General features: G+C 58.2%; 12 protein-coding genes. 9 read left to right on the plus strand and 3 right to left on the minus strand.

Going from position 1 to position 14,367, the window contains the following annotated elements; genetic code table 11:
* Positions 1 to 18: 18 nt before the first annotated feature.
* Positions 19 to 2,574 (minus strand): TonB-dependent receptor, encoded by a 2,556-nt coding sequence (locus I6L49_RS11690; protein ID WP_100646683.1) that lies wholly within the window; start codon positions 2,572 to 2,574, stop codon positions 19 to 21.
* A 739-nt stretch (positions 2,575 to 3,313) separates the two neighbouring features.
* Here I6L49_RS11690 and I6L49_RS11695 point away from each other — a divergent pair.
* From I6L49_RS11695 to I6L49_RS11715, 5 genes are all read left to right on the plus strand, one after another.
* On the plus strand, positions 3,314 to 4,339 hold the full coding sequence (locus tag I6L49_RS11695) for an ABC transporter permease subunit (protein ID WP_031227629.1): 1,026 nt from the start codon (positions 3,314 to 3,316) through the stop codon (positions 4,337 to 4,339).
* 109 nt (positions 4,340 to 4,448) lie between these two features.
* A complete protein-coding gene (locus tag I6L49_RS11700) occupies positions 4,449 to 5,492 on the plus strand; it encodes an ABC transporter permease (RefSeq protein ID WP_216949596.1) in 1,044 nt (347 codons plus the stop codon).
* A gap of 149 nt (positions 5,493 to 5,641) precedes the next feature.
* A complete protein-coding gene (locus I6L49_RS11705; RefSeq protein ID WP_164536165.1) occupies positions 5,642 to 7,459 on the plus strand; it encodes an extracellular solute-binding protein in 1,818 nt (605 codons plus the stop codon).
* A 31-nt stretch (positions 7,460 to 7,490) separates the two neighbouring features.
* On the plus strand, positions 7,491 to 8,549 hold the full coding sequence (locus I6L49_RS11710; RefSeq protein WP_204481123.1) for an ABC transporter ATP-binding protein: 1,059 nt from the start codon (positions 7,491 to 7,493) through the stop codon (positions 8,547 to 8,549).
* A complete protein-coding gene (locus I6L49_RS11715; protein ID WP_216949597.1) occupies positions 8,546 to 9,592 on the plus strand; it encodes an ABC transporter ATP-binding protein in 1,047 nt (348 codons plus the stop codon). Before I6L49_RS11710 ends, I6L49_RS11715 begins: the two co-directional genes overlap by 4 nt.
* 101 nt (positions 9,593 to 9,693) lie before the next feature.
* On the opposite strand, the gene I6L49_RS11720 is transcribed toward I6L49_RS11715, so the two are convergent.
* Positions 9,694 to 10,305 (minus strand): YitT family protein, encoded by a 612-nt coding sequence (locus tag I6L49_RS11720; RefSeq protein WP_005349421.1) that lies wholly within the window; start codon positions 10,303 to 10,305, stop codon positions 9,694 to 9,696.
* A gap of 309 nt (positions 10,306 to 10,614) precedes the next feature.
* On the opposite strand from I6L49_RS11720, the gene I6L49_RS11725 reads away from it, so the two are divergent.
* From I6L49_RS11725 to I6L49_RS11740, 4 genes are all read left to right on the plus strand, one after another.
* Complete coding sequence (locus I6L49_RS11725) at positions 10,615 to 11,628, plus strand: NAD-dependent epimerase (protein ID WP_216949598.1); 1,014 nt, start codon at positions 10,615 to 10,617, stop codon at positions 11,626 to 11,628.
* Between the two features lie 110 nt (positions 11,629 to 11,738).
* On the plus strand, positions 11,739 to 12,344 hold the full coding sequence (locus tag I6L49_RS11730) for a DUF2076 domain-containing protein (RefSeq protein WP_216949599.1): 606 nt from the start codon (positions 11,739 to 11,741) through the stop codon (positions 12,342 to 12,344).
* 204 nt (positions 12,345 to 12,548) lie between these two features.
* Positions 12,549 to 12,737 carry a hypothetical protein gene (locus I6L49_RS11735; protein WP_033114101.1) on the plus strand — a complete coding sequence of 63 codons (189 nt, stop codon included), beginning with the start codon at positions 12,549 to 12,551 and terminating at the stop codon, positions 12,735 to 12,737.
* 155 nt (positions 12,738 to 12,892) lie between these two features.
* Positions 12,893 to 13,744, plus strand: coding sequence for a lytic transglycosylase domain-containing protein (locus I6L49_RS11740; protein ID WP_158111954.1), 852 nt, complete (start codon positions 12,893 to 12,895; stop codon positions 13,742 to 13,744).
* 8 nt (positions 13,745 to 13,752) lie between these two features.
* On the opposite strand, the gene I6L49_RS11745 is transcribed toward I6L49_RS11740, so the two are convergent.
* On the minus strand, positions 13,753 to 14,316 hold the full coding sequence (locus I6L49_RS11745) for a YgjV family protein (protein WP_233267716.1): 564 nt from the start codon (positions 14,314 to 14,316) through the stop codon (positions 13,753 to 13,755).
* Positions 14,317 to 14,367 lie beyond the last annotated feature (51 nt).

Raw genomic sequence — 14,367 nt, forward strand, 5'->3', positions numbered from 1 at the left:
GTATATCAACAGGGTTGATTAGAACTTCTGGGTGTAGTCGATGTAGTAGACGCGACCGTCGATGCCGTAGAGGTATTCATCGTAAGTGAAACCATCGTTGGACAGGGAAGGCCCGCGGTTGAACATGTTCTTCACGCCGGTCTGGATCTTGGCATTCCAGCTGGTATCGACCGCGACGTTCAGGTTCCAGATGGTGTTGGAAGCAATATGGCCCTCTTCCTTGTCATCCACATAGTCCTGGCTCTGGGAGTCGATATAGTTGGTGCTCAGGTAGGTATCCAGATTCCACAGCTGCGGGAAGTTGGCACCGATCCCGGAGTTGAAGCGGAAGTCGGGTTTGCCATTCCAGCCCTTCTTGTCGACCATTGGGCCACCAGCAAACAGACCTTCCTCATATTTCAGGATGTAGCTGCTGCCAAAGTCGTAACGCAGGGTGAAGGAGTTGAAGTCGTACTTGTAGTCCGCCTTGAAGTCGATACCACTGGTCTTAAGCTGCCCCAGGTTGACCATGCCGGCATAGACCTTCTCTACATCGCCGTTGGCATCACGGATGACGTTCGGGTTGCTGCCGGTATTGAGCTCCTGATAGAACTGGGTCTGGGTGGTAGCCAGCTGGATCACGTCATCAATCTTGATGTAGTAGTAATCGAGCGACAGGTTTAGGTTGTCCAGCGGGTTGTAAGCAGCACCGATGGTAAAGGTGTCAGCCGTCTCTTCCTTCAGGTTCTTGTTGGATTGACGTGTTGTCTCGTACTGCGCTTCGGAACAGTTGGCAATGCCATTGGCCTGGCAGTAGACATAGTCCTTGGCAAAGTCCGCTGACTGGGCATCAGCCGCGTAGAGATCGTTCAGACCCGGCGCGCGGAAAGACTGGGACCAGGAGGTACGGAACATCAGCTGGTCGAGCGGTTGATAACGCAGACTCGCTTTGGGCGAGAAGGCGCTGCCAAAATCGCTGTACTTGTCATAACGACCCGCCAGGTTCAGTTCGATCTGCTCGGTGATGGGGATCAGGCTCTCGATGTAGGTGGCAAACACATCGCGTACACCACCACCGGAGTTACCGGATGAACCCAGTACGTTACCCGCTTCGGACTGGCTGTCATAGGTATCGGAGTAAACCCAATCGTTATACTCGGCCCCAAGATACCAGCTGACCGGGCCAGCGGGCAGTTCGCCCATATCCCAACCTACACCGCCGTACCACTGGAAGAAGTCCATCTTGGAATTGCGGCTGGTGGTATAGGAGAGATCCTTGGTCGCCGCATCAGAGAAGCTGCCATTAACAAACTTGCCGGTATTGACCTGAGTTTCCACAGCGGGAGCCAAGACATAACCATTGCCGGTGCTCTGGTTATCTGTTTTGGAATACATGTAACCAGCATTCCATTCCAGATCGCCTACTGCTTCGGTCGGCACCACCCCTTCAAAACCCAGGTTCAGGGTACCGGTCAAGTCAGTCACATCGTTGTCACGGGGACCGACGTTGTTGAAGCGGTAGTAAACGGTCGCAGCCTTGGCGGTGCTGAAGTTGTTGGCAGACAGAACTGCTGCGCTTTCAGGGGTGGAACCATCTACGGTGAAGGCACCGGCAGCTGGCGCGAAACGACCAAAACTGGTGACGCGAGAACCAATCATCTGTGGCACGAAATCCACATTGTCGTTGATATGGTAGCGACCGTTGAGGTAGACGGTGTCGCGGGTACGAGAGGCAGTCTTGGCAGCGACCTGGGCAAAGTCGAAGCGGCAAGCCGTGCCCTTGGTGACGAAACCGGTGCCGGTACCTTCACAGTCAACTCCCTTCAGGGTACGGGTAACCGTCTTGCCGGTAGTGGCATCCACTCCCTTGATATTGCGGCCATAGAGACTCGGAGCAGTTGCCCCCTCTTTCGCCAGATAGTCGCGATCCTTGTAATAGATCTCGTCTTTCACATCGTGCTCGTAGACCATCATCAGGGAGCCTTTCTCACCCGAGATGCCGCTAACGATGGAGCCACTCTGCTCGTCACCACCCTCTTCGGTCGGTGAACCAATACGTCCCTGGAAAGTCAGCCCTTCGAAACCCTCTTTGAGGATCACGTTGATAACGCCGCCGATGGCATCAGAGCCATACAGGGCGGAGCCACCATCCAGGTTCACTTCCACCCGCTCAACCGCCGCCATGGGGATGGTGTTGAGGTTGATGGCAGTGCCGCCCATGGAGGGAGAACCGGCGATACGCTTGCCATTAAGCAGCACCAGCGTGCGATCTTCACCAAGACCGCGCAGCCCTACTGTGGCTTGTGACTGGGCAGAACTACCGGAGGATGGGGAGAAACCACCGAAGGAGTTGTAGGAGGCCTGTTTCAGATAATCGGCCACAGTCTGCTGACCAGACTGTTCAATTTGGGCCTTGCTGACAGAGACAACCGGAGTTGCCCCCTCAACATCAACACGGGAGATACGGGAGCCAGTGACTTTGATTTTCTGCAGTTTTTCGACGTTCTGCCCTTCTTCGGCAGATACGGATGGGGCCGCCGCAAGGCTCGCCAAGGCGAACGCAATCGCAGCAGAGATTCTGCTCTTCCTAAGCATCGCTTATATCCTTCCTGGTTGTTTATTGTTTGCTTCCTGATACCGCCCTCTTTGGAGCGATGTGTAAGGCTTATCAATCTTTGACTAGCGACGTCAATGGCGCAGGGGTGTGGCGAGGTCAGGCGTAGAATAAGCGGAGTGTATTAATTTTGACCGACATAATTAGTGAATAATTCTGCCAAAAACAACCCGCACAATGTAAAAACATTGTTAAATGGCGTAAATGGCGCTGAATTAAAATTTGATGAACTTATTAGTTAACATGCTGTCCGTTTATATCTTATTTTGATTTATCGGCCTTAATAAGAATAAAACACTAACTTCATGAGGGTTGAACCTGACCGCTCCCATGGGGATAACAGTTAAAATCGTCGAGATGATATCGTTTTCCTTCAATTTCACCACCCAAACAAAAACATTGAAAATCAACAACTTAAAAACACTAAAAACTCAAACAAACAGCTGTTTATATTTTTTAAAATAATGTTGAGCAGTAGCGTTTTGTTTTGATTTTCACTTTTCAGATAAAAAACGTCATTTTTCGGTGCTTTTGGTCTCAGCGGGTCATTTGTCCCAGTTTTCCATTTCCTTGTACTTGATTTTTGTTGCAGAGCTTTTACAGTGGCCAAGCGGATTGTCTGCTGTTTGGCAACCAATCCAGCGCGTAATGCCAGGAAGGACAGGCCCGTCACCGGATTTGACTGGCCGCAAAAAAGAACAACAAGGACGAGGTTCCACCATGCTGTCGTATTTCCTACGCCGGATGCTTTTGATCATCCCGACGTTTCTCGGTATCACCCTGCTCGTCTTCACCATCACCCGTTTCGTGCCGGGCGGTCCGGTCGAACGCATGCTGCTGCAAGCCCAGGTTTCCCAGAATGAATCCGGCCGCTCCAGTGGCAGCAAGGGGGCGCAGGCCCTCTCCGATGAACAGATCGAGGAGCTCAAGGCCTTCTATGGGCTCGACAAGCCCATGCTGGTCGCCTACTGGGAGTGGCTGCAGAAGCTGGCGGTGCTGGATCTGGGCGAATCGACCCGCTACTACGAGCCGGTGTGGGATCTCATCAAGGAGCGGCTCCCCGTTACCGCCTTCTTCGGACTGGCAACCTTTCTGCTGAGCTATGCGGTCTCCATTCCGCTCGGAGTGGCCAAGGCGCTCAGGCACAACAGCCGCTTCGACTCGTTAAGCTCCATGCTTATCTACATGGCCTATGCCCTGCCCGCCTACGTGGTGGGGATCTTCCTCATCACCGTCTTCGCCTTCCATCTGGAGTGGCTGCCGATGGGCGGTTTTCCGGGAGACGACTTTGAATACATGGAGAGCAGCTGGGATCAGATCCGCACTGTCTTTGCCCACGCCCTGCTGCCGCTTATCGCCTACGCCATCGGCGATTTCGCCATCCTCACCATGACCATGAAAAACAGCCTGATGGAGAACCTGTCGGCCGATTATGTGCGTACCGCCGTGGCCAAGGGACTGCCGTTTCGCAAGGCGGTCACCGACCACGCCATGCGCAACAGCCTGATCCCCATCGCCAGTCACCTGGGGTCTGTGCTCACCGTTTTCTTTGGCGGCTCCTTCCTCATCGAGACCATCTTCAACATCGACGGCATCGGCCTGCTCGGTTACGAGGCTATCGTCGAGCGGGATTACCCCACCGTCATGGGCATTCTGGCCATCACCTCCATGCTGATGCTGATTGGCAATATCGTCTCCGATATCTGCGTTGCCCTCGTTGATCCCCGCGTGCGGTTTGGAGATTGACCATGAACCAGACCTCTATTGCCATGCCGATGCTGATATCACGCCATATCGTCTCCGATATCTGCGTTGCACCTTCTGTTGACCCCCGCGTGCGGTTTGGAGACTGACCATGAAGCTCAATCCGGTTACCTTGAAAAAACTCAAGCGCTTCAAGTCGATCAAGCGCGGTTACTACTCCTTCATCATCTTCACCACCCTGGTGCTGCTCTCCATGCTGGCGGAGCTGCTGGTCAACAGCCGGGCACTGATGGTGAGCTATCAGGGCCAGCTGCACTTCCCCACCTATGGCGATGTGATCCCCGGTCAGCAGTTCGGGCTCGATTACGAGTACGAAACCAACTACCGCCAGCTCAAGGCCAAGTTTGCCGCAGAGGGCCAGGGCGACTGGGTGCTGCTGCCGCTAGTCCCCTGGAATCCCTACGAGCAGGATTTCAAGGAGGATGCCTACCCGCCTTACGCCCCCAGCGCGGCCGAGCGCCACTTCCTCGGCACCGACACCAGCGGTCGCGATGTGCTGGCACGGCTGGTTTACGGCTTTCGCATCGCCATCGGCTTTGCCTTTATCGCACTGGCTGCCAGTTACGCCATCGGGGTCACCATCGGCTGTCTGATGGGCTTTCTCGGCGGCCGCTTTGACCTCATCCTGCAACGCTTTATCGAGATCTGGTCCCAGGTGCCATTTCTCTACGTCATCATGATCCTGGTGTCGCTGGCCAAGCCCAACTTCGGCCTGTTTGTCGCCATCAACGTGCTGTTCGGCTGGATGGGGATCACCTGGTATATGCGCACCCTCACCTACAAGGAGCGGGCGCGGGACTATGTGATGGCGGCGCGAGCGCAAGGGGCGACCACCGGGCGGATCATCTTCAACCATATCCTGCCCAACACCCTGATGATGATCGTCACCCTGGCGCCATTCGCCGTGGTGGGCAATATCTCGACCCTTACGGCGCTCGACTATCTGGGCTTTGGCCTTGCGCCGCCGACCCCGAGCTGGGGGGAGCTGCTCTCCCAGGGCATCAACAATCTGGATGCCATCTGGATCGTCAGCTCGGTGGTGGCAGCGGTGAGTCTGGTGCTGATCATGGTCTCCTTTATTGGTGAGGCGATCCGCGAGGCGTTCGATCCGCGCAAATTTACCCGTTACCAATAAGCCAGCCGATGCCAGCGCATCGGCAGGCGCAGGGTAACGAACAGTGATTAATGAAGGACGGGCCGCCGCCATCGGCGGTCCCGGGAGCAAGGGATAATCCCGTTATCAATCAAGACCCCCAGTGCAGGGGCCAGACCTGGAAGTCAAACATGAAAAATAAAATCAAATGGATAGGTGCTCTCTTTGTGCTGGTAAACGGATCCTGGGTCTGGGCGGCCAGCCTGCCCGCGGATCTCAAATGGGAGACCAACGACACGGATCCTGTGTTCGCCTCCCCCAAGGCGCTGTCGGGCGGCAGCCTCAATATGTTTGTGGAGAGCTTTCCGCTGACGTTCCGCACCGTGGGGCCTGACTCCAACGGATCGTTCCGTTCCTTTATTCTCGATAACCAGTTGCGACTCATCAGCTTCCACCCCAATACCGGCAACCCCATCCCCTCGCTGGCGACCCACTGGGCCATCGCGCCAGACAGCCAGACCGTCTACTTCAAGCTGGATCCGCGCGCCAAATGGTCGGATGGCAAGCCGGTCAATGCCGATGACTACACCTTCGGCTACGAGATGATGCGCTCCAAACACATCAAGGGGCCCTGGTTCAACAACTACTACACCACTGAAGTGGTCGCGGTAGAGAAGATCGACGACCACACCATTATGGTCAAAGCGGGCAACCGCAAGGCCAAGATGGACCTGCTCAACACCACCGAGCTGTGGCCCCAGCCCAAGCACTACTACAAGCTGACCCCCAACTGGGTGAAGCAGTACAACTGGGCCGTGGTGCCCACCACAGGCCCCTACGTGATCAGCGACGTCAAGAAGGGCAAGTCGGTCACCTTCAGCAAGCAGAAGGATTGGTGGGCAAAAGACGATCGCTACAACCAGCACAGATTCAACATCGACACTATCAAGGTGCAGGTGATCCGCGACCACAACATCGCCTTCCGCCACTTCCTGAAAGGGGAGATCGATACCTTCGAGATGATCCTGCCCAACTGGTGGCATGAAAAAGCGGTCACCCCGGAGTACAAAAAAGGCTACGTGCAAAAGGTAATGGCCATGACCGATACCAAACAGGGCGGTCAGGGGGTTCACCTCAATGTGGCCAACCCCAAGCTGGCGGACGTAAACGTGCGCCTCGGCATCCAGCACGCCTTCAACATAGACAAGATGATCGAGACCGTGCTGCGCGGCGATTACGACAGAGCCACCACCTTCGACTCGGGCTTTGGCGAGTTCACTGACATCACGCTGCCGGAGCGGGCTTATGACATTGGCAAGGCGCGGGAGTACTTTGCCAAGGGCGGCTACAACAAGCCGGGGCCGGACGGCATCCTGCAAAATGAGAAGGGTGAGCGGCTGACGCTGGCGCTCACCTACACCAGTCAGGAGCACTCCAAGCGCCTGACCGTGCTGAAAGAGGAGGCCAAGAAGGCGGGTCTGGATCTGGAGCTCAATCTGGTGGATGGCGCCACCGGCTTCAAGGTGATGCTGGAGAAGAAACACGAGGCGGCCTGGCTCGGTTGGGGCGGCGGCGGTCTCTATCCGCAATATTGGGAGTTTTTCCACTCCGCCAACGCCAACAAGCCGCAGACCAACAACCTGTTCAACGTAGCGGACAAGGATCTGGACGCGCTGATCGATGCCTACAACGTCGAATTCGACATGGCCAAGCGGGCCAAGCTCTCCCAGCAGATCCAGCAGCGCATCTATGATCTCGCCATCTTCGTGCCCGGGGTGCAGCTCAACTATGTGCGGGCCAGCAGCTGGCGTTATGTGATGCTGCCGGAAGTGCCTGCCACCAAGAACACGCCGGATCTGCTCTACTGGCCGATGGACGGTTATCCTCACAGTAGTGGCGGTCTGCTCTGGCTTGATCCCAAGGTGAAGGAAGAGACCCGCAACGCCAAGGAGGCAGGGGAGGCGCTGGCGCCCATCAACCTGCTCGACAAGACCTATGCACGTCATTGATATTCAGGCCATTGCGAAGGGAGCAGCCGTTATGCCCAACACTCAGGCCCCCATTCTTGACGTACCGGATAACGGGGGGGAGTTCGCCGTTGATAACGGCCAGCACCTGGCCCCAATCCTCGAAGTACGCGATCTCGAGGTGGAGTTCGCCGTCGATGACGGCAAGATCAAGGTACTCGACGGGGTCAGCTTCAAGGTGGCCCCGGGTCAGACCCTTGGGATCGTCGGCGAGTCTGGCTGTGGCAAGAGCGTTACCTCGCTCGCCATCATGGGGCTCTTGCCCAAACCCCACGGTCAGGTAGTCGCCGGTTCCATCCGCTTTCAGGGGGAGGAGCTGCTGTCACTTGCGCCGGATCAGATGTACAAGGTGCGTGGCAACCGCATCTCGATGATCTTTCAGGAGCCGATGACGGCCCTCAACCCGGTGCAGACGGTGGGGGAGCAGCTGATGGAGGTGTTTCGCCTCCACCGCCCGGAGTATGACAAGGCCCAGCGCAAAGCCGCGGCCATCGCCATGCTGCAGAAGGTGGGGATCCCGGAACCGGCCCAGCGCTTTGCGGTCTATCCCCACAACCTCTCCGGCGGTATGCGCCAACGGGTGATGATCGCCATGGCGCTCTCCTGCGAGCCAGACCTGCTTATCTGCGACGAGCCGACCACGGCGCTGGATGTCACCATTCAGGCCCAGATCCTCGAACTGATGAAAGAGCTGCAGGCCCAGACCGGCATGGCCATCATCTTTATTACCCACGATCTGGGGGTGGTGGCGGAGCTGTGCGACGAAGTGGTGGTGATGTATGCCGGGCGGGCGGTAGAGCAGGCCGACGTGTTCGAGCTGTTTGACCATCCCCGTCACCCCTATACCCACGGCCTGATGAGCTCGATCCCGCGCCTGGAGGATGAGCCCAAGAGCCTGCTCAAGACCATCAAGGGACAGGTACCGGCCCTGCACGAGATGCCCGCTGGCTGCCGTTTCTCCAACCGCTGTCCCCACGCGACCGATCTCTGCATCAGCGCCATTCCGGCGGTGGAGCAACTCAATCCGCGCCACCATGTCGCCTGTCACTACTGGAAGGAGTTGACCGTATGAGCACTCTGTTATCGGTCAGGGATCTAAAACAGCATTTCCGGCTGGGAGGCGGTTTCCTGCGCAAGCAATATACGGTTCACGCGGTGGATGGCATCAGCTTCGACCTGAAACAGGGGGAAACGCTGGGGCTGGTGGGTGAGTCGGGCTGCGGCAAGTCCACCCTCGGGCGCAGCCTGCTCAAGCTGTTCGAGCCGACCGCGGGCACCATCACCTTCGAGGGGCGCGATATCACCGCCCTCAGCCCGAAGGAGATGCGCTCCCTGCGTCAGGAGATGCAGATGGTGTTTCAGGATCCTGCAGAATCCCTCAACAGCCGCCACACCGTGGGTCAGATCCTGGAGGAGCCCTTTATCATCCACGGTAAAGGCAACACTGAGCAGCGCCGCGCCTGGGTGCAGGAGTTGCTGGCAAAAGTGGGCCTGCCGGGCAGCGCGGTGGATCGCTACCCCCACGAGTTTTCCGGCGGTCAGCGCCAGCGGATCGGCATCGCCCGCGCCATCGCCCTCAAGCCCAAGCTGCTGGTGTGCGACGAGGCGGTCTCGGCCCTCGATGTCTCGGTGCAGTCACAGATCGTCAACCTGCTGCTCAGCCTGCAGCGGGAGATGAACCTCTCCATCATTTTCATCGCCCACGATCTGTCGGTGGTCAAACACATCTCGGATCGGATTGCAGTGATGTATCTGGGACGGATCGTCGAACTGGCGGATGCCCAGTCGCTCTATCTGGCGCCGCGCCATCCCTATACCCAGGCGCTGATCTCCGCCATTCCGGTACCGGACCCGCGCAGGCGCAGCCAGCGCATTCTGCTGACCGGCGATGTGCCCTCCCCCATCTCGCCGCCAAGCGGCTGCCACTTCCACCAGCGCTGCCCCCATGCGACCGAGTTGTGCAAAAGCAAGGCGCCAAGGCTTGAGGCGTGTGATGAGGCCCATCATCAGGTGGCCTGTCACACCCCGCTCGCCGTCGGTGGTCACGCCATCGACGGCAGCGCCATTAGTGGTAACGCCATGAGCAGCGACAGCAGGCTGGAACAGGCGAGCTAGGCGCAGCGAACAAACGCCAGGGTAGAAACAGACGAGGCGGCCATCAAGCCGCCTCGTGCTATCGGGTCACGCTTGTCTTATCGAGCCACTGCCGCAGCTTGTCAGGCAATCTGGTAACGGCCGGGCTTGTGGTTGAGTGTCAACACCAGATTACAGATAACCGCCGCCACGATGGATAGCGCCAGGATCCAGGGCTGCACCACGAAAAACGAGGCAACAACAATGGCGCAATCGAGCCCCATCTGCAGCTTGCCCGCCCGGATGCCAAAGCGATCCTGAATAAAGAGCGCCAGAATGTTGAAGCCCCCCAGACTCGACTTGTGACGGAACATGATGAGCAGACCCATGCCAATCAGGGTACCGCCGATCAGCGCCGCATAGAGAGGCTCTATCTTGCCGATCTGCAACACCCCGTTGAGGTGATCGGTCATGTAGGAGACCGCCGCCACCGAGACAAAGGTGTTGAAGGTAAAACGTGGCCCCATCCGCAGCCATGCCAGCGCATAGAAGGGCAGGTTGATGCCGAAAAACAGCAGGCCGAAGCTGATACCGGTCACCTTTTGCAGCAGCAGCGCCAGCCCAGCAGTACCGCCAGTGAGCAGGCCAACCTGATGAAACAGAAAGATGCCGAGGGAAACAAAGCCGGCCGCCGTCAGCAGGGCCAGCACATCCTCATAAATAGGATGGGCAGTGCGAATCGAGGTGTTGTCCATAACCTGTATCCAAGCGAAGTAAAGAGAGAGTGTCTGTCGCCTGCCGTTGCGGGCGGGCTGCGAGCCCTGTCCACAGGGCTTCGTTATGGAGTCCAGTCTATTTTTTGTGAAAAGGATCACAACAGTCGGCTTGAACGCCCCATTCTGGTGCCTGTCATCTGGCATTGACACCCGCTGCACCAAGATGCAGCATGCCGCGCCGACAGAGGCGGTTTGCCATGGCGCAAACGCGCCGGCTCTGCTACAAAGCGCGCAACCCCCTTTTCTCATCACTGTCAGGAGCCCCATGATCTGCACAGGACCCCAACCATGACCTATCTGGTCACCGGTGTTGCCGGCTTTATCGGTTTTCATGTGGCCAGCCGGCTCTGCGCGGCGGGTCATCAGGTGGTGGGCATCGACAACCTTAACGACTACTACGAGGTGAGTCTGAAAGAGGCGCGGCTGGCACAATTGGCCAGTTATCCCCATTTCCACTTCGAACGGGTCGATCTGGCGGATCGCGAAGCGATGGCTACTCTCTTTTCCCGTCATGGTTTCGAGCGCGTGATCCATCTGGGGGCTCAGGCGGGGGTACGCTACTCGCTGGAGAATCCGTTTGCCTACGCCGACAGCAACCTCACCGGCATGCTGACGGTGCTGGAGGGGTGTCGTCACCACGGGATTCAGCACCTCATCTACGCCTCCTCCAGCTCGGTCTATGGCATGGGGGATCAGATGCCCTACTCCACCGCGCAGCAGGTGGATCACCCGGTCTCCCTCTACGCTGCGACCAAAAAGAGCGGCGAGCTGATGGCCCACGCCTATTCGGCGCTCTATGGCCTGCCCACCACAGGGCTGCGCTTCTTTACCGTCTACGGCCCCTGGGGCCGGCCTGACATGGCCATCATCAAGTTCACCCGCGCCATCCTCGCGGGCGAGCCTATCGACGTATACAACCACGGCGATCTCAGCCGCGACTTCACCTACATAGACGACATCGTCGCGGGGATCCTCACCGTGGCCGACCAGCCGCCCCGCCCCAATCCCGATTGGCATGCCAGCGAGCAGAGCGCGGCCGAGAGCGCCGCCCCCTACCGCATCCTCAATATCGGCAACGGCCAGCCGGTGCGGCTGCTCGATTTTATCGAGGCGCTGGAAGAGGCCATCGGCAAGCCCGCCATCAAGCGGATGCAGCCGATGCAGGCAGGCGACATGCACGCCACCTGGGCCGACAGCGAGCCGCTGCACACCCTCACCGGCCTGCGCCCCGCCACGCCCCTCAAGCAAGGTGTTGCCGAGTTTGTCCGCTGGTATCTCAACTACTACCGGCCCGTCCGCTGACGAGCACGGGCAGCCTCTCGGTCATTGATGAGTTAATCAGATACCACTGATGCCCCGCGGGTTTTAGGATGGCTGAACGCACTGTCTGCGCACCATAGCGAGGATTTGAGATGCAATCACAGGAACAGGGTCTGATCGATGGACTGTTCGACCGCCTCAAGCAAGCGCAAGCCAGGGATAGCAAACGAGACCCACAAGCGGATCAGCTGATCCGCCAGCATCTGGCAGAGCAGCCCGATGCCCCCTACTACATGGCCCAGGCGCTGCTGATCCAGCAGGCAGCCCTTACCCGCCTCAACGATCGAGTCAAGGAGCTGGAGGCCAGCCAGAACAGTTCGAGCGGCGGCAGTTTTCTCTCCGGCCTGTTTGGTAGCGAGAGCAGCATGCCCCCGCGCTTTACGCCGCCACCGGCAACCGCGCCTGCCCAGCCCGCGTCCCGTGCCAGCTCCTTTTTAGGGGGCGCCCTGCAAACCGCAGCCGGGGTTGCCGGTGGCGTGATGCTGGCCGACATGATCGGCGGACTGTTTCACAGCAACCGGCCCGAGGAGATCATCGACATCATAGAGCCAGCGCCCATCGCCAATCCGGTCGATGCGGAACCGGTACGCTGGGACGGCTGGGATTCACCTCCCGATGTTGGCAGCAGTTTTCTCGACGACGATAACCTGAGTGGCGGCTGGGCCGACAGTGACGATAACAACGGCGGTTTCTTCTGACCGTCAAACCATTACTGGCCCCGTATCTGGCGGGGCCCAACTCGATACGAAACCCATGACTATGGAAAGTGTGATGACACCACGGATCGGCAGCGGCATGACGCGATATAATCACTTCGCTTCGTGCCACCCGGGAACAACTCCCGACCCCAGGCGCTCTGTCCGTGGCCACGCAACACCCCCATGACGACAAGGAGCCACCTCATGATCCGAACCCTTCTCCTGATTGGCGCCGCCATCGCGGCCTATGCCCTGACCCAGAACCACACCCTGCTTCCCCTTATCAGCATGTTGATCCTGCTTTCGCTCTGGGTTGTCAGCGAAATTGGCAGCTTCTATCGCGCGCTTCCTCCCGCCGACCTGGATGAGCATGAGTATCACCACGACTTCTAACCCGATGAAAAATGGTATGAAGCTCTCGCAATGCCGTTAGTTCCATACCATTTTGCTCTCTGAAATCCCCCCGCTATAACAACAGGATCCACTGCTTTCATGGCGATAGCAGCCATGTTCCTCTATATCTTCTCTACTCAAGCAGGAGATAAACGATGGGGAAGATCAGCGAAAACGGACTGTTTTTGCTGCTTTTTTTGTCGTCGCTACTGGCGGGCATACCGCAGACGGCACAGGGCAGGGATTTCAGACAAGCCCCCAGGGCAATGACGGCACTCAGGCAGGGGCAGGCAGCCCAGCACAGCGGCAATCTGCAAAAGGCGATAGCCCTCTACTGCGTAGCCGCCAGCACCGGCAATCCCGAAGGTTACTTCCGGATCGGGCGTCTGCTCGCCACCGGCCCAGCCTCGGTGCGCAGCGCGAAAATGGCCAACAGCTATCTCGCCATGGCGATGCGCCTTGGCAACCAGCAAGCCAGCCGCTACTACAACCCGCGGGTCGGCAATGCCCCCATGGGCGATCAATGCGGTGTCGGCATGCGCGGTGGACAAGGGCGTTATTTCGCCCTGCCCAGCACACCGTTCAATGTCGAGGCATATCTGGCACGCCAGTCACCGGGCAAACAGAAGCTGGCCACCATGCTGCGCCACGCAGCCAAGCGTCATCAGGTCGATGTGCGGCTGGTGCTGGCCATCGCCATTGCCGAATCCAACCTCGAAAGCCGCGCCGTCTCCGCCAAGAATGCGCAGGGGGTGATGCAGCTGATCCCCGAAACCCAGCAGCGTTTTGGTGTCACTCAACCCTTTGATCCGGCACAGAACATCAAGGGTGGCGTCAGTTATCTCAAGTGGCTGGATCGCCGTTTCGATGGCGACTGGGTTCTGATCTCGGCAGCCTACAACGCAGGTGAAAAGGCGGTTGAGCGCTATGGCGGTATACCGCCCTATGACGAGACCCGGGAGTATGTCAAACGGGTGCTCTACTTCGCTGGTCACAAGCAGCCCTGAGCGAACACTCAGTTGTCAGTCCGCTCGGAAGGCTGCTCCGGATTGCGACAACTATGGTTATGACCGCTACCGGCCGAATAGTGGAAGCCATAGTGACGGTAGTACCCCACCAGATTGCTAACCAGAAACAGCCCCTCCATCAGTGCGGCGACCGGAGAGCCCACCAGCAGGTTGTTGACCAGCCAGCAGAGGGTGCCGAGCAGCATCCAGCGCCGCAACAGGCGATCGTCGGGGCAAAACGCGGCCCGGGTTTGCAGCAGGCTCGCCAGCAGCCCGATCAATGAGAGCAGGCCCTGATAGGTCGCCAGCGCAGCTGCACAGGCCAACCCCATGAAAAACCACATCAAAATACGGCGAACCAGCCAGATGCTGACCAGAAAGCGCATGCTGGCCAGCAGCAACAGGCTGGCGGCAGACCACTGTCCGAGCAGGGCAAAGTGACCGGCATTGAGGGCGCAGGAGAGGGCCAGACAGGCCAGGATCCTGCGGCGATCCCGCAACTGAAACGACAACAGATCGAGCAGCAAAGCCAAGCTCACCAACAGCTGCGACCACAGAAACAGCGACATCATCCACACCTCGTCCGTCATTTGGATGGCGCAGCATGAGGGGATGGTCGGAGA

The sequence above is a fragment of the Aeromonas sp. FDAARGOS 1419 genome (assembly GCF_019047045.1).
Taxonomy (GTDB): Bacteria; Pseudomonadota; Gammaproteobacteria; order Enterobacterales; family Aeromonadaceae; genus Aeromonas; species Aeromonas veronii.

Bases quoted from the DNA above. Each gene is read 5' to 3' on its own strand.
- I6L49_RS11690 (WP_100646683.1), bottom strand. From the start codon at position 2,574: ATGCTTAGGAAGAGCAGAATCTCTGCTGCGATTGCGTTCGCCTTGGCG.
- I6L49_RS11695 (WP_031227629.1), top strand. From the start codon at position 3,314: ATGCTGTCGTATTTCCTACGCCGGATGCTTTTGATCATCCCGACGTTT.
- I6L49_RS11700 (WP_216949596.1), top strand. From the start codon at position 4,449: ATGAAGCTCAATCCGGTTACCTTGAAAAAACTCAAGCGCTTCAAGTCG.
- I6L49_RS11705 (WP_164536165.1), top strand. From the start codon at position 5,642: ATGAAAAATAAAATCAAATGGATAGGTGCTCTCTTTGTGCTGGTAAAC.
- I6L49_RS11710 (WP_204481123.1), top strand. From the start codon at position 7,491: ATGCCCAACACTCAGGCCCCCATTCTTGACGTACCGGATAACGGGGGG.
- I6L49_RS11715 (WP_216949597.1), top strand. From the start codon at position 8,546: ATGAGCACTCTGTTATCGGTCAGGGATCTAAAACAGCATTTCCGGCTG.
- I6L49_RS11720 (WP_005349421.1), bottom strand. From the start codon at position 10,305: ATGGACAACACCTCGATTCGCACTGCCCATCCTATTTATGAGGATGTG.
- I6L49_RS11725 (WP_216949598.1), top strand. From the start codon at position 10,615: ATGACCTATCTGGTCACCGGTGTTGCCGGCTTTATCGGTTTTCATGTG.
- I6L49_RS11730 (WP_216949599.1), top strand. From the start codon at position 11,739: ATGCAATCACAGGAACAGGGTCTGATCGATGGACTGTTCGACCGCCTC.
- I6L49_RS11735 (WP_033114101.1), top strand. From the start codon at position 12,549: ATGATCCGAACCCTTCTCCTGATTGGCGCCGCCATCGCGGCCTATGCC.
- I6L49_RS11740 (WP_158111954.1), top strand. From the start codon at position 12,893: ATGGGGAAGATCAGCGAAAACGGACTGTTTTTGCTGCTTTTTTTGTCG.
- I6L49_RS11745 (WP_233267716.1), bottom strand. From the start codon at position 14,316: ATGATGTCGCTGTTTCTGTGGTCGCAGCTGTTGGTGAGCTTGGCTTTG.